Consider the following 18,406-nt stretch of genomic DNA (forward strand, 5'->3'; position numbering starts at 1 on the left):
ACCGGATAGGAGTTCTACTCTCATCTGTCTGGTGGGAATCAATTCCGTTTATGTGCAGTTAGTTCTGTCTTATATAAGTTAGTTATTACTAACCCATGTAAGAATTATATACCATTCTATTCCAGCACTGTCAACTATTTTTTCAGGTTTTTTTATTTCTCCGTCCAGACTGATATACACCTTGAAGGTCTCCGGCGGAATCTTAAGAACAAATATCAGTATCTTTTTTATATTGACAAAATTTCATATCAGATATATTATAGCATTGTTATATATCACTGTTATATGGAGGTTTTTATGGACGAAAGGACATCATCCACACTGGAAAATATCCAGCAGGCTGCTTTAGAGGAATTTTCCGAAAAGGGGTTTCTTGGCGCTTCTCTGCGCCAGATTGTAAAGAATGCAGGCGTGACTACAGGCGCCTTTTATGGCTATTTTTCCAGTAAGGAAGCTCTGTTCGCATCCATTGTGGAACCCCATGCTGCCGCCCTCATGGGCAGGTTCATGGAAGCCCAGACAGGCTTTGCTGAATTGCCGGAAGAAGAGCAGTCCAACAGCATGGGGGAAGCTTCCAAATACTATGTAGACTGGATGGTGGATTATATTTGTGAGCACCGGGAGCCAGTCAGGCTACTGCTTTGCAGGGCGGAGGGAACTTCCTATGAACACTTCATTCACAACATGGTAGAAATCGAAGTGGAATACACACTGAAATATATGGAAGTGCTCCGAAGGACAGGACGGAAAGTCCCGGAGTTAAAGAAATCTCTCTGTCATATCATCGCCAGTGGAATGTTCAACGGTCTCTTTGAGATTGCAATCCACAATATGCCCCGGGAACAGGCACACCGGGATATCGAGCAATTCCGGGATTTTTATACTGCCGGATGGATAAAACTAATGGAAGAGCAGCGTTAGTATACATTGACGCTGCTTCTCCTGCTTCGTTTACCGACATTGACAGATGATATATTTCTATCCACAGCGGGAATTATTTCCTTTGTTTTTTGCTCAATAGTTAGCTTTATCTAACTATTAAATTTTATCTTTTAAGGAGGAAAACTAATGAAAGGAAAAAAGAAAAGTGATGTGGCGGTCCTGCTGGATTATGCGGGAAGCCGCAAGGGCCTGACCTTTCTTGGTCTGACCTTTTCAGCAGTATCCATGCTGCTCTCAATGGTTCCTTATATCTGTATCTGGCTTGCAGCCAGAGATCTAATCGCCGTTGCCCCGGACTGGACGCAGGCTCACGGCATCACCAGGTATGGATGGATGGCTTTTGTTTTTGCGTTTGCGGGAATTGCCCTGTATTTCGCAGGTCTGATGTGCACCCACCTGGCGGCTTTCCGCACTGCCTCCAATATCCGAAAAAAGGGGATTGCCCATGTAATGAAAGCACCGCTTGGCTATTTTGACGCCAATGCCTCCGGTCTGATCCGGGGACGTCTTGACGCAGCGGCAGCCGACACAGAGACCCTGCTTGCACACAACTTGGCGGACATCGTGGGCACCATCGTTCTGTTTATTTCCATGGTGATTCTGATGTTCCTGTTCGACTGGCGGATGGGTCTGGCCTGCCTGTTAGCGGCTGTAATCTCCATCATCTCTATGGCCTCTATGATGGGTGGGAAAAATGCAAGTTTCATGGCTCAATACCAAGCCGCACTGGATCGCATGAACAAGTCGGGGACAGAATATGTCCGGGGCATTCCAGTAGTTAAGATTTTCCAGCAGACTGTCTATTCCTTCAAGGCATTCCAGGCTTCCATTGAAGAATACAGTTACTTTGCTGAACATTATAATTCTCATGTGTGCAGTAAACCCCAATCCGTCAATCTGACCTTCACTGAAGGCGCTTTTGTATTTCTTGTCCCGGTGGCGCTGTTTTTGGCTCCGGAGGCTCTGGCGGATGGAAGTTTTGCTGGTTTTATCACAGATTTTGTATTCTACGCAGTGTTCTCCGCTATCATCTCCACTGCACTGGCAAGGATCATGTTCGCCTCCTCTGGAATTATGCTTGCCAGTGCGGCACTTGGCCGGATCAACAAAGTGATGGAATCCCCAACTCTGAAAAATCCTGCCAATCCCATGGAACCCCACGGCAGCAAAGTTGAGTTTATGGATGTCAGCTTTACCTATGACGGAGCCACAACGCCCGCTCTCTCCCACGTCTCATTCACAGCTGAATCTGGGCAGACCATCGCTCTGGTAGGGCCCTCCGGCGGCGGCAAAACTACAGCGGCCAGCCTGATCCCCCGCTTCTGGGACGTTTCCTCCGGCTCTGTTAATGTAGGCGGTGTGGATGTTAGACAGATCGATCCCCATGTGCTGATGGACCATGTGGCGTTTGTTTTCCAGAACAATCGCCTATTTAAAGCATCAATCCTGGAAAACGTCCGGGCGGCAAGACCGGGCGCCTCAAGAGAACAGGTGAAAAACGCTCTCATGGCAGCCCAATGCCAGGATATCCTCGATAAACTTCCAGAAGGAATGGATACATTGATCGGCACGGAGGGCACCTATCTCTCCGGCGGTGAACAACAGCGGATCGCCCTTGCCAGAGCCATCTTAAAAGATGCGCCTATCATCGTCCTCGATGAGGCCACAGCCTTTGCCGACCCGGAGAACGAAGTCCTGATCCAGAAAGCTTTCGCCACACTAACGAAGGGCCGCACCGTGATCATGATTGCCCACCGTCTGTCCACCGTGGTGGGTGCTGACCAGATTATCGTCCTGGATAGGGGCTGCATCGCAGAGCAGGGTTCCCATAAGGAACTTGTGGCTGCCAACGGCCTGTACGCCAGGATGTGGGCAGACTATAACAAGGCTGTCCGGTGGAAAATTTCCAGCGAAAAGGAGGACGAATAAATGTTCAGCAAAAAATTTCAGAGAAAATACGCACTCACCGACCAGGGACTGCGAAACACAAAAAGGGGAGCGTTCTGGACTGTCATCGTCAATCTTGTTGTCATGGGAGGGATGGGAATCCTTTATCTTCTCACAGGGTCCTTCATGGAAACCTTGACGGAAGAAAAAAACCTGCCGACTGTGGTATTCCCCATCGCCCTGACTGTCCTGTTCCTGGTTTTATCATTTCTCACCCATCTGCAGCAGTACCAGGCTACCTACGGTCTGGTATACAATGAGGTAAAGGCAACTCGTCTCAGCATGGCAGAGCGGCTCCGCAAGCTGCCCCTCGGATACTTCGGGAAGCGGGATCTGGCAGACCTGACCGAGACCCTGCTGGGGGACGTGAACCGGATGGAGCATGTGTGGTCCCACGTCCTCGGATATCTGTACGGCGCTTATATTTCTACATCGCTGATTGCCGTATGCCTGTTCGTCTATGACTGGCGGCTTGCCATTGCCTGCCTGTGGGGCGTACCGGCAGCTTTCGGGCTTCTGTTTGGAAGCCGGAAAATTGCGGCCCGTGCCTCTGAACGGACAAAAAAAGCCGCTCTCCGGGTATCGGACGGAATCCAGGAGGCGCTGGAAAATGTTCGGGAAATCCGCGCTACCAACCAGGAAGAGCTCTATCTGGATCGCCTGAATCAGAAAATCGATGAGCACGAAAGGATCATGACCCGGGGCGAGCTCGGCACAGGCATATTTGTCAATGCCGCCAGCGTGATTATGCGTCTGGGCGTGGCAACGACCATCCTGACCGGAGCCGGTCTGATCCTCTCAGGTGAGATTAATTTCATGCTGTTGTTTTTATTCCTGCTAGTCATCACCCGTATCTACGCGCCCTTTGATCAGAGTCTTGCCCTGATCGCAGAAATGATCATATCACAGGTATCCGCTGATCGGATCACAGAGCTCTACGAAACCCCTGCTGCCAACGGGAACAGCAAATTTACTCCGAATGGGCACGATATCGTATTTGAACATGTACATTTTGCTTATGATGAGAAAGAAGTTCTCCATGATGTAAGTTTTACTGCAAAAGAGGGGGAAGTCACTGCGCTGGTGGGACCTTCTGGTTCAGGCAAGAGCACCTGTGCCAGACTTGCCGCAAGGCTCTGGGACATCACAGGCGGCAAAATCCTCGTAGGCGGTATAGACATCTCAAAAGTAGATCCGGAGGTGCTCCTTACCGATTACTCCATGGTATTCCAAGATGTGATCCTCTTTGATGATACTGTCATGGAAAATATACGTCTGGGAAAACGGGGCGCTACGGACGCGGAAGTACTTGCCGCGGCCCAGGCTGCCAACTGTGAAGAGTTTGTCCGGCATCTTCCACAAGGCTATGATACGCCTATCGGCGAGAACGGCGCCAGGCTCTCCGGCGGCGAGCGCCAGCGCATCTCCATCGCACGGGCTCTCCTGAAGGACGCGCCTATCCTTCTCCTTGACGAAGCTACGGCAAGTCTGGATGTGGAGAATGAGACAAAGGTACAGGAAGCTCTCTCCCGCCTGCTTGCAGGAAAGACGGTTCTGGTCATCGCCCATCGGATGCGCACCGTGGAGGCAGCGGACAAGATCATCGTTCTCTCCGACGGTCAGGTAGTGGAGGAAGGTGCCCCGACAGAACTGATGAGCCGGGACGGTCTCTTTCGTCACATGGTGGAACTGCAAAGGCAGAGCGCCGGATGGAGTCTGAAATAACATATTTGTTTTTAAATAGCCGGAGTCCGCAAACAGCGGCTCCGGCTATTTAAAAATAAAAATTACAGCAAATGTTGTTTATACGTCAAAGCAGCCTCCGCCTACAAATTCCCGCAAAATGGAATTGTGTGGAATAGCTTCACTGGGCACACTGACGAAATAATCCAGGAACTTCAGAAGTCGTTTTGCTTCGTTATATTCCGGTTCTCCAGGCTGAATGGAAAAGAGAAGGGGTTCTGCATACAGCTTTAATACGGCCAGCTCATAGATCAGGGCAGAATTAAACATGACATCTGCAGACTCTTGATAAGGAAAAATATTTTCTTCTTCTCCTCTCCTTACGGAATTCCACATAGCAATCGTAGCCTTTGCAGAGGCTCCCCTTGTCCTGGCATCCCGGACAATCCGACGGATCAGTCTGCCGTCCGTAGTTGGAATCCGGTTATGCTCATCAATGTTAATCTGGGTAAGGGCGCTGATATAAATACGGAATTTGCTCTCATCGGGAAGACTAAAACTCAGCTTATCATTAAGGCAATGAATCCCCTCAATTACCAGCACATCCTCAGGCCCCAGACGAAGAGAATCTCCCCGATATTCCCTCATTCCTGTTTTAAAATTAAAAGAGGGCATGGAAACCTGTTCACCTCTTAAAAGAGCGGTCATATCTTCGTTAAACTGTTTTACGTCAATGGCTTCCAGACACTCAAAGTTATAATTTCCTTCTTCATCCAGGGGTGTATCTTCTCTGTTTACAAAATAGTTATCCACTGCTATGGGATGAGGTTTCAGACCATGGGCGGATAGCTGTATAGATAATCTATGAGAAAAAGTGGTCTTTCCTGAGGAAGAAGGTCCCGCGATCATAATGAATTTTTTGCTTCTGTCATTGGCAATCCTGTCTGCTATCTGTGAGATTTTTGCCTCCTGAAGGGCTTCTGCAATGAGTATCAGCTCATTGGCGCCTTTCTGGCTGATCTGTTCGTTTAAATCCCCTACTGCATCTGCTCCGATCATTTCTCCCCAGTTTCCAGACTCCTTCTGCACCTGGAAAAGTTTTATCCATGGCTTAAAAGGAGGAACCTTCTCAGGTTCATCTTTATCAGGAAGCTGGAGCACCAAACCTTCGTCAAAGGGATATAATTCAAAATATTTCAGATAACCGGTATGGTTTACCATATAGCCATAAAAATAATCTTCGAACTCTTCCAGACTATAGATATTTACCCTGGAACCACGGCGGAAATGGAAGAGTTTTTCTTTGTCATACATATGATGACGATGGAATATTTCAATAGCCTCACTGGTTCCTACACTTCTCTTTCGTATGGGAATCTGCCTTTCTGCCAGCTCCATCATATAAGCTTTTACATCTGCAAGAAACTCTGGCGTAATTTTTACATCTCCATCTATAGTATAGTAATATCCGGAGCTGACGGAAAAGTGCAGCACAACTTTCCGGATCTTTCCATGTCCGGCCACATGATAAAGGGCTTTCAGCAAAAGCAGAGAAGTGCTCCTTTTATAAGTCTGATGGCCAATTTCATCCTTTGTAGTAATAAATTCCAGCTCTCCGTCTTTTTTCAGTTTTTTATGGAGCTCACAGAGCTTCTTATCCTTCATTACCAGCACGATGGGATGTCTGGTGATTCCCCGGTAGTCTTCAGCAATTTTACTGTAGGGAGTTCCATAAGGATACTCTCTCTGTTTTCCCAGAATCTTAACGGTAATCATTCTTTCTTTCACTGTGCCTCTCCTTTCCTGTCAAATATCCAGTAACTATATGGCTTTGCAAGGGTGCTGCACCCTCATTTTTTCTACCTCTAATTCCGGTAGCATTTGTCCCAGTTCTTCTTCCATATAATCCATAAAAATATACTCTGTTCCATAGTGGCCGGCGTCTATTACGCATATTCCCTGGGAAACTGCATCTATAGAGGAATGATAATCCATGTCCGCTGTAACATATACATCTGCCTGAGAATGGAGTACAGAAGGCATAAGACTTTTCCCCGAACCGGTACATACAGCAACCCTTTCCACCTTCTTATTTAAGTCGCCATATACCTTCACAAAGGGCAGCTGAAATTTTTCTTTTACAAATCTGCCAAAGGCTTCCAGGGTCTGGGCCTCTGCCAGGTTTCCCACTCTTCCCAGGCCTTCCTGTCTGCCTTCCCGGTCATAAGTAACCTCCAGAATTTCACGGTCCTTAAGCTCCAGGTAATCTGCACTTAAATCTGCCATTCCCAGTACATCAAAATTCGTATGCATGGCATAATAGGAAATTCCGTTCTCTATCAATCCTATGATCCGGCGGCTGATAAAATTATCGGCAGTGACCTTCTTAATTCCTGAAAAAATCAGCGGATGATGGGTAATCATCATGTCTGCTCCAGCTTTCACAGCTGCCTCAAGGCTTTCATCGGTCACATCCAGAGCCAGAAAGACCCTCTTTACTTCTTTCTCCGGATCTCCCACAAGAAGTCCGGGATTATCCCACTCTTCAGCAAAAGATACCGGATACTTCTCTTCAATCTTTCTGATAACATCTTTACATTTCATAGTATGCCAGTGCCTCCTTTCTGTCTCTTATTTCCTCCTGCAGCTCCTCTTTCCTTTTCTCTGCCGAGGAGGTCTCTACCTGGGTAAGCTTTTTTAAAAGTTCTCTGGAGGCCCGGTCCTCTTTTTCCAGGAACTCTCTTAAAACAGGGTGCCTCTTTTCCAGAAGTTTCTTCCCATAGAGATATTCTGCTTTTTTTGTATAATTCATACTCCCCTGGACAGCTTTCATCATAGGATAATATTTTTTCTCTTCCTCAACCATATCTTCTTCAATGATCCTATAACCATTTTCAGCCAGAAACTGGCGGAAATGGCCGATTTCTGACTGAGGCTGGAGGATCAGTTCTTTCATATCTTTCAGGACCGGGGCTCCTTGCGTAAGGATTCTCTCCATAAGAGGGCCTCCCATTCCTGCGATCACCAGACACTGGGCCTCTCCAGGTTCTAAAGCTTTCAGCCCGTCGGAAAGTCTGGTCTCTATGTAAGCTTCCAGTCCCCATTCCCGGATATGCTCCCTGGCCCGCAAAAGAGGACCTTGGTTGATATCCATGGCAATGGCTCTTGGTATCTGTCCTTTCTGTATTAAATATATAGGAATATATCCGTGGTCGCAGCCTACATCTGCCAGCACCAGTCCGGGGCTCACCAGAGCTGCGACAGCTTTCAGCCGCCGGGATATCTGCAATTCTCTCATATTTCTCCTTTAATCCAGATAATCTTTCAGTTTCCGGCTGCGGCTGGGATGACGGAGCTTTCTAAGGGCCTTAGCCTCAATCTGGCGGATACGCTCTCTGGTAACATTAAATTCTTTTCCTACTTCTTCCAAAGTTCTGGCTCTTCCGTCATCCAGACCGAAACGAAGGCGGAGAACTTTCTGTTCTCTTTCTGTAAGAGTTCCCAACACCTCTACAAGCTGTTCTTTCAGCAGAGTAAAGGCAGCAGCGTCTGCAGGTACCGGCACATTATCATCCTGGATAAAATCTCCCAGATGGCTGTCTTCTTCTTCACCAATAGGTGTTTCCAGTGAAACTGGCTCCTGAGAAATTTTCAGGATTTCTCTGACACGATCCACAGACATATTCATTTCCTCTGCAATTTCTTCCGGCTGAGGCTCTCTTCCCAACTCCTGAAGAAGCTGTCTGGATACCCGAATCAGTTTGTTGATGGTTTCCACCATATGCACAGGGATACGGATAGTTCTGGCCTGATCTGCTATAGCTCTGGTAATGGCCTGACGGATCCACCAGGTAGCATAGGTAGAGAATTTATATCCTTTCCGATAATCAAATTTTTCCACAGCTTTGATCAGTCCAAGATTTCCCTCCTGAATCAAGTCTAAGAACAGCATACCTCTTCCCACATATCTTTTGGCAATGCTGACTACCAGACGGAGATTAGCCTCTGCCAGACGTTTTTTGGCACTTTCATCGCCGTTCTCCATTCTTTTGGCCAGGCTGATTTCTTCCTCAGCTGTGAGAAGAGGAACTTTTCCAATTTCTTTCAGATACATACGCACCGGATCTTCAATGCTGACTCCTTCCGGCACAGACAGGTCGATATTTTCCATATCTACCTCGTCCTCTTCACTGAGGTTCATTTCTTCTTCATCACTCATGATCAAGTCATCCATATCATTGTCTTGAATCCTCAGCACATCCACGCCATTGGCCTCCAGGTAGTCAAAAACCTTGTCCATATGCTCTGCATCCAGAGGAAAATCCTTGAAAAAGTCATTGATTTCCTGGTATTCCAGTACGTTTTTCTTTTTCTTTGCCAGCTCGATAAGCTCTGCCAGTTTCTCGCTGAATTTTGCCATGTTCATTTCCATAAATGTTCCATCCTCTCAATTCTTAATTATATGGTATCCTCAATCAAAGGAAATATGCAGTGTCACTCTGCCTCTTTCCAGGTCCTCCAGTCTTTTTCTCGCCTCCACGATCTTCTGCAGTCCTGTAAGGTCTGTAGGGGCCAGATGCTGGTTCTGCCATGCAATGCTGTCTCTTTTCAGTCTGCATACAGTCTCCAGCACCGCCCGTTTGGCCTCCTCCTGACTTTCCAGGTGGAGAGAGGCATGAAACAGGGAGGTTACTTCTCTCTGTTCTTCCGGGTCAGAAAACTGGTTGAGCAGTTTTGCAGGATTTACCTCCCCCTCTTCATGTTGGGCGAAGACAATCTCCGCCACTTGATGATATAGGGGGGTAGTAAAGTCCTCCGGCCCGATGTATCCCGCTATAGTATCAAACATTTTAGGATAGGAGGTCAGCCAGGTAAGCATGAGTTTCTGTGCAGTCTGTCCTCCATCTTCCTTATTTTCCTTCTTTTTCCTTGGTCCTTCTCTCCGAACAGTATCAGAGGACTTTTGGGGAGCCAGAGCCATATGGTTTACCATTTTCCGCAGATCCTCAAATTGGATCTGATAAATTCGGGAAATCGTTTCCATGTAGTTGTTCCGCTCCAGTTCTTCTGGAAATTCCAGGAGCATACCCGCGATTTCTCTGAAGAACTGCGTCTTTTCCTCAGGGTCTGACAGATTATATTTTTTCTCCAGTACCTTTACCTGGAAAAGGAAATAGTTCATCGCTTCTTCCAGGCGTTTCTCAAAAGCCTCACGGCCCTCTGCCTTTATAAATTCATCTGGGTCTTTGTAAGGAGCCAGGTTTACCACTCTGGGACGGATTCCTGCCGCTCTCAGAATAGGAATTCCCCTCAGAGCCGCCTTCTGTCCTGCCTCGTCACTGTCATAGGTAAGCAGAACTTCTTTGGTGTACCGGCTCATCAAACTGGCATGTCCCGATGTTAAAGCCGTGCCCAGAGAAGCCACCGCATTGGTAAAACCTGCCTGGTGCATAGAAATCACATCCATATACCCCTCACAGATGATCAAATAGGGCTTTCTGGAAGTTCTGGCTACATTCAGTCCGTACAGGTTCCGGCTTTTATCGAAAATCTTTGTTTCCGGCGAGTTCAGATATTTAGGTTCTCCCTGACCCATAACCCGTCCGCCAAAGCCAATAACCCGGCTGTTCACATCCATAATGGGAAACATGACCCGGTTCCAGAACCGGTCCTGCATCCCACGGCGTTCATCTATATTAAAAAGTCCGGATTCTTTCAGCAGTTCATCTGAATATCCCTGGCCTTTCAGATATTTATACAGGGCTCCGGAATACCGGGGAGAACATCCCAGTCCAAACTTTTTAATAGTCTCATCGGAAAGCTCTCTCCTTTTCAGGTATTCCATTCCCTGTATTCCCTTTTCACTTTTCAGTTGATAATAATAGAATGCGGCTGCCTTCTTATTGATTTCCAGAAGTCTGGATTTCAAGTCTGCCGCCCTTCTGGCCTCAGGCGAATACTCTGCCTGTGGCAGACGGACTCCCGCCCGGTCAGCCAGATATTTAACTGCTTCCACAAAAGTAAAATTTTCGTATTCCATCAAAAAAGTGAATACATTGCCTCCTGCACCGCAGCCAAAACAGTAATACATCTGTTTTCCCGGACTTACGGAAAAAGAAGGCGATTTCTCGTTATGAAAAGGACAAAGGCCAAAATAGGAGCTGCCCTTTCGCTGGAGCTTTACATATCCGGAGATCACATCTACAATATCGTTTTTCATGCGGACTTCTTCAATAACATCATCCGAATAATACATTTTGATCCCTCTTTTCCACTATCTCTTTACCCGTCCTCTCCATCCTTTCGGAATAAAAATATCTTTGAATTTTTCCAGGGAATACTGGTCAGTCATACCTGAAATATAGTCGCAGACCACCCGTTCTTCAGGCTCGCCCTCTTCCATGAGCCACTGGTATTCTTCTGACATTTTTTCCGGAAATTTCCTGTAATATGTATATAATTCCTCAATTACGTGTTCTGCCTTTTTTTCTTCGCTTTTCGCCACAGGATTCAGATAAACATCCTGAAACATCAGACTTCTAAGATCCCGAAGTCCCTCTTCAATCTCCGGGGACATGGAAATCCTTTCTTTCCCCCTGCTGTGCTCCACAATGTCATGGACAAAGGTATTCAGCCGTTCTTTGGTATTCTCTCCCAAAAGCATCCGAAGAGTAATGGGAATATTATCTTCCGAAATAATCCCTGCCCGCTGAGCATCATCCATATCATGATGTATGTAAGAAATCTTATCACTGTATCGAACAACCTGTCCTTCTAGAGTATGAGGCTTTCCGCTGGTCCTGTGGTTAATGATCCCGTCCCGTACCTCCCAGGTCAGGTTCAGTCCTCTCCCACTTTTTTCCAGTCTTTCCACTACCCTGAGGCTTTGGCTGACGTGGGAAAAACCCAGAGGGCAGACCCGATCCAATACCTTTTCACCGGCGTGCCCAAAAGGCGTATGCCCAAGGTCGTGGCCAAGAGCAATGGCCTCTACCAGATCCACATTCAGATACAGAGCCTTTGCAATCGTCCTGGCAATCTGCGAAACTTCCAGAGTATGTGTCAGCCGGTTCCGATAGTGATCTCCCTGGGCCGCCAGAAAGACCTGAGTCTTATCTTTCATTCTCCGGAAAGATTTGCTGTGGAGTATCCGGTCACGATCTCTTTGATAAGCGGTCCGAATATCACATTCTGTCTCCTCCTTGTCTCTTCCCCGGGAATTCACGCTGCAGGCAGCATAAGGGCTGAGAAATTCCAACTCTTTGGCTTCCATTTCTTCACGAATATTCATCCACAGGTCACCGTCCTCTCTCGAGTCATATCCTCTGATAATTATATTACCGTTTTCCCGCAGATTTCCTTCTTTTCTTTTCAAAAAGTTCCAACAAATGTGGATTTCTGATTTTTCTCACGATTCTTTCCATGCACTGCGCAGGAAGTTGATTTCTGCTGCATAACCGCTAAGGTCATTTGGAGTCTCCAGATAAAAAGGAAGATTTCTAAGGGCTGGATGGTTGATAATCCTGACCATAGCTTCTTTTCCGATTTTTCCTTCACCTATTCTGGCATGACGGTCCTTATGGCTCCCCAGTCCGTACATACTGTCGTTTAAATGGATGGCCTTAAGCCGTGTAAGGCCGATTACTTTGTCGAATTCATCCAGAACTCCTTCCAGATTATTTACAATGTCGTAGCCTCCATCATAGACATGGCAGGTATCCAGGCATACCCCCATTTTTTCCTGTAGCTCTACCCGGTCCAGGATCTCCCGAATCTCTTGAAAGTTTCTCCCGATTTCACTGCCCTTTCCTGCCATGGTCTCCAGAAGCACCGTAGTGCTCTGCTCAGGACAGAGAATCTGATTCAGCATATCCGCAATCAGCTGGATTCCCTTTTCGGCCCCCTGTTTCACATGGCTTCCCGGATGAAAGTTATAGCAGTTTCCAGGGGTATATTCCATTCTCTTCAGATCATCTGTCATTGTAAGGTAAGCAAATTCCCGGACCTTCTCATCCGGTGAACAGGCATTCAGGGTATAAGGAGCGTGGGCCAGTATCTTCTGGATTCCCAGTTCAGAAGCTTTTGCATGAAAAGCCTTTACATCTTCCGGATCAATTGTCTTAGCCTTTCCTCCTCTGGGGTTTCTGGTGAAAAACTGAAAAGTGTTGGCCTGTATTTTTTCTGCATCCTCTGCCATGGCTCTGTATCCTTTGGCAGAGGATAAATGACAGCCTATAGTCAGCATCCTGATTCCTCCTTTGTTTCGGCAATATCTGTGAATAAATAAAGAGCTAATGCAAAAGCAAGACTACAAAATTGTTTCTGCTCTTGTATTAACTCTTTAGCTACATATACAAGATTTCCTCCTATATATTTTTAAGTTTAAATTTGTAACGGATTACTCTGTTGATTACTTTTTTGATCACCTTATGTTTATACATAAGAAAAATCCCCTTAAAAATAAGGGGATTTCTTACTGCGGGAGATGGGACTTGAACCCACACGAGCATACACCCACAAGATCCTTAGTCTTGCCTGTCTGCCAATTCCAGCACTCCCGCTTGTCTGTCGTTTTCAGCACTCCTCAGCGACAAGTGAAAGTATAGCAGAGATTTTTGGATTCGTCAATACTTTTTTCAAAAAAATTTTTTTAATTTTTTAAACTTTCCGGAATTTTCCCTGAATAAGGTTTTCTCCCCTTAAAAGACGTTCCTTTAAATCCTCTTTGTCTCCCAGGATTTCCTTGAAACAGGCCCACTCATCCAAGATTCCCTGCCCATGGGGAACCAGATAGGCTCCTGCATCACTGCCCAGGGCAAGTTCCACCCCTGCCTCATAACCTTTTCTTATATTCGTCTTTCCCTTTTCCCAGATCTGTAAAAGAACCTGGTCGGAAAAACGACCTTTTCCAATGAGATTTTTCACTACAGTGATCGTGGGGACCCAGATTGTTCCCTGCTCTGCCATGATCTTCACAGCCTCTTCGTCTGCATAATTGCCATGTTCAATGCTGTCTACGCCTGCCATGGCCGCTTCTTTTACGGCCTTTGCCCCATTAGTATGGGACATGACCGAGAATCCCTCTTCGTGGGCAATATGGACCATTTCTCTGACTTCCTCAAAAGAAAGAGCGGTGCCTGTTATAGAACCATCTGTATCAAAGTCCATGATACCAGTGGTCATGATCTTAATGAAATCACCAACCTCTCTCTTAACCTCTCTGACCAGAGCCGTATATTCTTTCATGGTTTCGAAAGCCCTGCCTACGATTCCCCCATAATGCCCTTTCTTATGGATTGCAAAAACAGGAGTTCTGTAATCAATCCCATACTCTGGGGCGATTTCTCTGGCTCTTTGAGAGACGCGGAGATAATCTCCGCCGTCTCTCACAAAAGACACATTTTTTTCCTGATAGGCTTTTAGATGCTCTCTGATCAGTTTTTCATCAGGAGCCTTTTCATGGTCTTTCACTGCCTGACGATAGTCCAGAGCATTCATAAATATATGTGCATGGTTTTCTCCAAACATCTTTGTGTCACCTTCTGTATTTCTGTTATCTCCTTCCGGCGGAAAGAAAAATTTCATAATATCCCGGTTCCAGAAGGAGCTTTCCTGTTCTTTCCAGACTGGAGTTCCGTCTGCCGTTGAGATATGCTTTTTTCCCGGAATAGGGAAGGATAAATCTGGCTTTGGCATCAAAAGGAACTCTTATCTGGAAAAGAATGCCTTCTTTTTTCCATTCCCATCCGGACTCATAAAGGCCGCTGGCTGAATCATAAGAACATCTTGCAAAACGCAGTCTCCTGTCTGGCTTTGGTGCGATCACTGCTCTTCGGAATCCAGGATTCTTTTCTACCGGATTCAGACCGCACATACAGCGGTACATCCACTCTGCGATCACTCCATAGGCATAGTGGTTCAGACTGTTCATCCCAGTGTCGCTGATATGTCCATCGGGAAGAATAGAGTTCCATCTTTCCCATACTGTAGTAGCCCCCATATTCACTTCATAGAGCCATCCAGGATACTCTTCCTGAAGAAGCAGGCTGTATGCCTCCTGGTCCATTCCACACTCGGAAAGTACAAGGCACAGATAACAGGTGCCCACAAAACCTGTAGTAAGGTGCATGCCATGGTCCCGGATGTTCTTTTTTAACTCTCCGGCAATCTTTTTTCTGCTGTTCTTTGGGGCCAGTCCAAAATAAAGGGCCAGTACCATGGCAGTCTGGGTTCTTACAGTAAGTTCTCCCCTATCACTAAAATATTCTCTGCGGAAAGCATTTTTAATCTCCCTGGCAAGCTGCCTGTAGTCCCTGGCATCCTGGCGTATTCCCAGGACATAGGCCGCTTTAGCCGTCAACAAAGCGGAATAATAGTAAAAAGCCGTTGCCACATAAGTATTGTCCGTTCCTCCGAAGCTGCTGGTTTTGTCCGGATTATCCAAGGCAAGCCAGTCAGCAAAATGAAAACCTGTGCTCCAAAGCCGTTTTCCTCCGCACTGTTCTTCATCAACCCTGAGAATATAATCTACCCAGTCTCTCATAACTGGATATTGTTCTGCCAGAAGAATCTCATCTCCATAAAACTTATACAAAGTCCAGGGGATGATACAGGCCGCGTCTCCCCAGGCACAGGAACCATATGTAGTCCATTCTCCATCCTGGATTTCTGGATTCTCGCCGTTATTCTTGATCCTTTGCACCTGTCCCAGCACGTCAGGCACAACATGGGGAACCCCACCCTTATAAGCTTTCTGATCCAGTTTCATATCATAAAGATACTTTCTATAGAAAGCCGGCGTTTCCATGTGGAAAGAAGCCGTAGCACAGAAAGCCTGGGCATCTCCTGTCCATCCCAGCCGCTCGTCTCTCTGTGGACAATCTGTAGGTACATCCAGGAAATTCCCCCTCTGGCCCCAGACAGTATTTTCAAAAAGCCGGTTCACTTTTTCAGAGGAAGTCTGGATATTCCCTGTTCTTTCAATAGCGGAATGAATCACACAGGCTGCGAAATTCCGTGGTTCTACTTCCGTCATTCCTGTTACTTTCACATATCGAAAACCATAAAAAGTAAAATGAGACCGCACCCATCTCTTTTCTCCGGAGGAAATATAGGTCATCTCTGCTTTTGCAGTGCGAAGATTCTCCCTGTAGAAGCAGCCGTCCTGAAGGACTTCTCCGTACTGGAGTTTTACTTCTCTGCCCTCCTCTTCCTGACAGAGAAATTCCACCCACCCGGTAATCTCCTGGCCAAAATCCAGTACTGTCTCTCCTGCCGGAGTCAAAATCTTCCTGGGCTCCTGAATCCTCTCTGTAATCAGGAGCGGAGGACTGAGCCTGTCCTTCAAAGGAACCTGGATTCCAGGACCCTTTACAGCCTGACAGGGCAGGGTGCAGGAAACCGTACCAAAATGATCTGTCTCTAATCTGGCGTCATAAACTTCTCCATCATAAATTCCGCTTTCCTTTACAGGAGAAGGGGCACATTCCCAGGTCTCATCTGTAGATACCACGATTTCTTTTCCTTTTTCTGTTTCCAGACGTATCTCTGCCAGAAGCTGGAAATTTTTTCCGTAAAGACTGCTCATGTCTTTTTCATAGCTGAATCTGCCTTTATACCAGCCGTTTCCCAGGGCCACGCCTAAAGCGTTTTCCCCGCCTTTTTTCAGCAAAGGGGTAATATCATAGGTCACATATTGTATCCAGTTGTGATAGTCTGTATAAAAAGGAGCAAGATATTCCTCTGACACTTTTTCACCATTTACCCAGGCCTCAAAAAGACCCAGTCCGCAGATGTAAATTCTGGCTTCCGCCAGATCTTCCGGTACCTGAAACTTTTTCTGAAAAAGAGGATGGATATCCGGATTCTTTTTGTTAAAATCCGCACTGATCCACTGCCCCTGCCACAGCTCCTCCATCTTTCCCGTCTCGAACCAGGACACCGGACTGGTGAGCTTTTCTCTTCTGTCTGTGAGAACTTTTATCCGCCAGTAATATCTGGTCCTGGGGCTGATCTGCACATTTGGGCAGAAACCCCGGCTGTTGATCTCCCGTTTCCAGCCGCTGTCGTAAACCACCTTTTTCATTTCCCGATCCATGGCGATTTCCATTCTGGCCTTTTCCTGCCGCTTTCCTTTTGCATTTTGTACAATCCAGGAAAAGACCGGATATTCACACTCATATCCCAAGGGATTTTTCAGATGGTTTACTCTCATATTTCTGATCTTCATATCAATCATCCTCTTCTTTTGCCCATCCGAAGGCGCATTTTACTGCTTTTTTCCATCCCTTTGCCTTTTTATCCCGTTCTTCCACAGAAATCTCCGGCATAAACGCACGGTCAATCTCCCAGTTGCTGATAATCTCCTTGGGACTGTTCCAGTAACCAACTGCCAGGCCTGCCAGGTAAGCGGCCCCCATAGCTGTAGTCTCTACACATACCGGACGCTTTACAGGAACCTGGATCATATCTGCCTGAGCCTGCATGATGAAGTTATTGGCGCTGGCCCCACCGTCTACTTTCAGAGAATTCAGTTCAATGCCGGAATCTGCTCTCATAGCCTCGATAACATCGTGGACCTGATAAGCCAGAGACTCCAGGGTAGCCCGGATAATGTGACATTTATTTACTCCTCTGGTCAGTCCTACAATAGTTCCTCTGGCATACTGATCCCAATAAGGCGCTCCCAGTCCGGTAAATGCCGGCACTACATAACAGCCGTGGGTATCTTTTACCTTCCTGGCCATATACTCAGAGTCTTCTGCAGAGTCAATGAGCCGCAGCTCATCTCTGAGCCACTGGATCACAGCTCCTGCCACGAAAACAGAGCCTTCCAGTGCATAGGTAATCTTCCCGTCCAATCCCCAGGCAATGGTAGTAACCAGCCCGTTTTCAGAAAATACCGGCCTCTCGCCTGTATTCATCAGAAGGAAGCAGCCTGTACCATAAGTATTCTTTGCGTCTCCTTTTTCGAAACAAGTCTGTCCAAAAAGAGCGGACTGCTGGTCTCCTGCTGCTCCGCCAATAGGAATGGGACCGCCCAAAAAGCTGCTGTCCGCTGTGCCGTATATGCAGCTGGAAGGCTTCACCTGAGGCAGCATCTCTCTGGGGATATCCAGCTCTTTCAGGATATCATCATCCCAATCCAGAGTATTAATATTAAAAAGCATGGTCCTGGAAGCATTGGAATAATCTGTAACATGCGCTTCTCCCTTAGTCATCTTCCAGATCAGCCAGGTCTCTACAGTTCCAAAAAGGAGTTCTCCTTTTCTGGCCCTTTCTCTGGCCCCGTCTACATGGTCCAAAATCCATTTTACTTTTGTTCCTGAGAAATAGGCGTCAATGATCAGACCAGTTTTTTTCCGATATTCTTCTGTAAGCCCCTTCTCCTTAAGAGAATCACAGTATTCAGAAGTCCTCCTGCACTGCCATACAATGGCGTGATAGATAGGCTCTCCTGTATTTTTATCCCATACAATTGCAGTTTCTCTTTGATTTGTAATTCCTATAGCTACAATATCCGCTGCCTCTGCGCCTGCTTTCTGCATAGCCTCTACAGCCACCCCAAGCTGATTAGACCATATCTCATTGGCGTCATGTTCTACCCAGCCTGGTTTTGGAAAATACTGGGTAAATTCTTTCTGAGCAAAGCTTATGATTTCCCCTTTTTTATTGAACAGAATACATCTGTTACTGGTAGTCCCTGCATCCAATGCCATTACATATTTTGCCATGTAATATCCTCCTGTGTATTTACGATTTTCTGAATTTACTGATATTTTATCGCTGTTTCTACTTTTTTTCAACACTTTCAGGGAAATCCTCTTAATAATTT

13 protein-coding genes and 1 tRNA gene are annotated in these 18,406 nt (G+C 46.6%); 3 read left to right on the forward strand and 11 right to left on the reverse strand.

All coding sequences use genetic code 11. The features are described from left to right. Positions 1-297 precede the first annotated feature (297 nt). The 3 genes from B5G00_RS02645 (at position 298) to B5G00_RS02655 (ending at position 4,614) form a co-directional block, all read left to right on the forward strand. Entirely contained in the window at positions 298-921 is a 624-nt protein-coding gene (locus tag B5G00_RS02645) for a TetR/AcrR family transcriptional regulator (RefSeq protein ID WP_087268070.1), read from the forward strand. Between the two features lie 147 nt (positions 922-1,068). Further along, positions 1,069-2,871, forward strand: coding sequence for an ABC transporter ATP-binding protein (locus B5G00_RS02650; RefSeq protein ID WP_087268073.1), 1,803 nt, complete (start codon positions 1,069-1,071; stop codon positions 2,869-2,871). Next, the gene (locus tag B5G00_RS02655; protein WP_087268075.1) at positions 2,872-4,614 is read left to right on the forward strand and encodes an ABC transporter ATP-binding protein; all 1,743 of its coding nucleotides are present in this window, start codon (positions 2,872-2,874) and stop codon (positions 4,612-4,614) included. A gap of 78 nt (positions 4,615-4,692) precedes the next feature. Here B5G00_RS02655 and B5G00_RS02660 read toward each other — a convergent pair whose 3' ends face one another. The 11 genes from B5G00_RS02660 to glpK form a co-directional block, all read right to left on the reverse strand. Continuing rightward, complete coding sequence (locus B5G00_RS02660) at positions 4,693-6,360, reverse strand: nucleoside kinase (protein WP_087268076.1); 1,668 nt, start codon at positions 6,358-6,360, stop codon at positions 4,693-4,695. Positions 6,361-6,393: 33 nt separating this feature from the next. After that, a complete protein-coding gene (locus B5G00_RS02665; RefSeq protein WP_087268080.1) occupies positions 6,394-7,176 on the reverse strand; it encodes a Nif3-like dinuclear metal center hexameric protein in 783 nt (260 codons plus the stop codon). Beyond that, positions 7,166-7,870 (reverse strand): tRNA (adenine(22)-N(1))-methyltransferase, encoded by a 705-nt coding sequence (locus B5G00_RS02670; protein ID WP_087268083.1) that lies wholly within the window; start codon positions 7,868-7,870, stop codon positions 7,166-7,168. Before B5G00_RS02670 ends, B5G00_RS02665 begins: the two co-directional genes overlap by 11 nt. A gap of 9 nt (positions 7,871-7,879) precedes the next feature. After that, positions 7,880-9,004 carry an RNA polymerase sigma factor RpoD gene (gene rpoD / locus B5G00_RS02675; RefSeq protein ID WP_087268085.1) on the reverse strand — a complete coding sequence of 375 codons (1,125 nt, stop codon included), beginning with the start codon at positions 9,002-9,004 and terminating at the stop codon, positions 7,880-7,882. 39 nt (positions 9,005-9,043) lie between these two features. Beyond that, the gene (gene dnaG / locus B5G00_RS02680; protein WP_087268088.1) at positions 9,044-10,828 is read right to left on the reverse strand and encodes a DNA primase; all 1,785 of its coding nucleotides are present in this window, start codon (positions 10,826-10,828) and stop codon (positions 9,044-9,046) included. Positions 10,829-10,846: 18 nt separating this feature from the next. Further along, positions 10,847-11,863, reverse strand: coding sequence for a deoxyguanosinetriphosphate triphosphohydrolase (locus B5G00_RS02685; protein ID WP_087268511.1), 1,017 nt, complete (start codon positions 11,861-11,863; stop codon positions 10,847-10,849). A 117-nt stretch (positions 11,864-11,980) separates the two neighbouring features. After that, positions 11,981-12,817 carry a deoxyribonuclease IV gene (locus B5G00_RS02690; RefSeq protein ID WP_087268091.1) on the reverse strand — a complete coding sequence of 279 codons (837 nt, stop codon included), beginning with the start codon at positions 12,815-12,817 and terminating at the stop codon, positions 11,981-11,983. A 232-nt stretch (positions 12,818-13,049) separates the two neighbouring features. Continuing rightward, positions 13,050-13,133, reverse strand: a tRNA-Leu gene (locus B5G00_RS02695). Between the two features lie 97 nt (positions 13,134-13,230). Further along, positions 13,231-14,100, reverse strand: a complete 870-nt coding sequence (locus B5G00_RS02700) for an amidohydrolase family protein (protein WP_087268513.1) — start codon at positions 14,098-14,100, stop codon at positions 13,231-13,233. Between the two features lie 25 nt (positions 14,101-14,125). Continuing rightward, the gene (locus tag B5G00_RS02705; protein ID WP_162613471.1) at positions 14,126-16,801 is read right to left on the reverse strand and encodes an alpha-L-rhamnosidase; all 2,676 of its coding nucleotides are present in this window, start codon (positions 16,799-16,801) and stop codon (positions 14,126-14,128) included. A gap of 1 nt (position 16,802) precedes the next feature. Then, positions 16,803-18,305, reverse strand: a complete 1,503-nt coding sequence (gene glpK, locus B5G00_RS02710) for a glycerol kinase GlpK (protein ID WP_087268097.1) — start codon at positions 18,303-18,305, stop codon at positions 16,803-16,805. Between the last annotated feature and the right edge of the window lie 101 nt (positions 18,306-18,406).

Origin of the sequence: Blautia sp. An46, from assembly GCF_002161645.1 — a bacterium.
Classification (GTDB): Bacteria; Bacillota; Clostridia; order Lachnospirales; family Lachnospiraceae; genus Blautia; species Blautia ornithocaccae.

Excerpts from the sequence above, each read along its gene's own strand:
- B5G00_RS02700 (WP_087268513.1), bottom strand. The coding sequence starts at position 14,100 with ATGTTTGGAGAAAACCATGCACATATATTTATGAATGCTCTGGACTAT.
- B5G00_RS02655 (WP_087268075.1), top strand. The coding sequence starts at position 2,872 with ATGTTCAGCAAAAAATTTCAGAGAAAATACGCACTCACCGACCAGGGA.
- B5G00_RS02650 (WP_087268073.1), top strand. The coding sequence starts at position 1,069 with ATGAAAGGAAAAAAGAAAAGTGATGTGGCGGTCCTGCTGGATTATGCG.
- B5G00_RS02670 (WP_087268083.1), bottom strand. The coding sequence starts at position 7,870 with ATGAGAGAATTGCAGATATCCCGGCGGCTGAAAGCTGTCGCAGCTCTG.
- B5G00_RS02690 (WP_087268091.1), bottom strand. The coding sequence starts at position 12,817 with ATGCTGACTATAGGCTGTCATTTATCCTCTGCCAAAGGATACAGAGCC.
- B5G00_RS02705 (WP_162613471.1), bottom strand. The coding sequence starts at position 16,801 with ATGAAGATCAGAAATATGAGAGTAAACCATCTGAAAAATCCCTTGGGA.
- glpK (WP_087268097.1), bottom strand. The coding sequence starts at position 18,305 with ATGGCAAAATATGTAATGGCATTGGATGCAGGGACTACCAGTAACAGA.
- rpoD (WP_087268085.1), bottom strand. The coding sequence starts at position 9,004 with ATGGAAATGAACATGGCAAAATTCAGCGAGAAACTGGCAGAGCTTATC.
- dnaG (WP_087268088.1), bottom strand. The coding sequence starts at position 10,828 with ATGTATTATTCGGATGATGTTATTGAAGAAGTCCGCATGAAAAACGAT.
- B5G00_RS02685 (WP_087268511.1), bottom strand. The coding sequence starts at position 11,863 with ATGAATATTCGTGAAGAAATGGAAGCCAAAGAGTTGGAATTTCTCAGC.
- B5G00_RS02665 (WP_087268080.1), bottom strand. The coding sequence starts at position 7,176 with ATGAAATGTAAAGATGTTATCAGAAAGATTGAAGAGAAGTATCCGGTA.
- B5G00_RS02645 (WP_087268070.1), top strand. The coding sequence starts at position 298 with ATGGACGAAAGGACATCATCCACACTGGAAAATATCCAGCAGGCTGCT.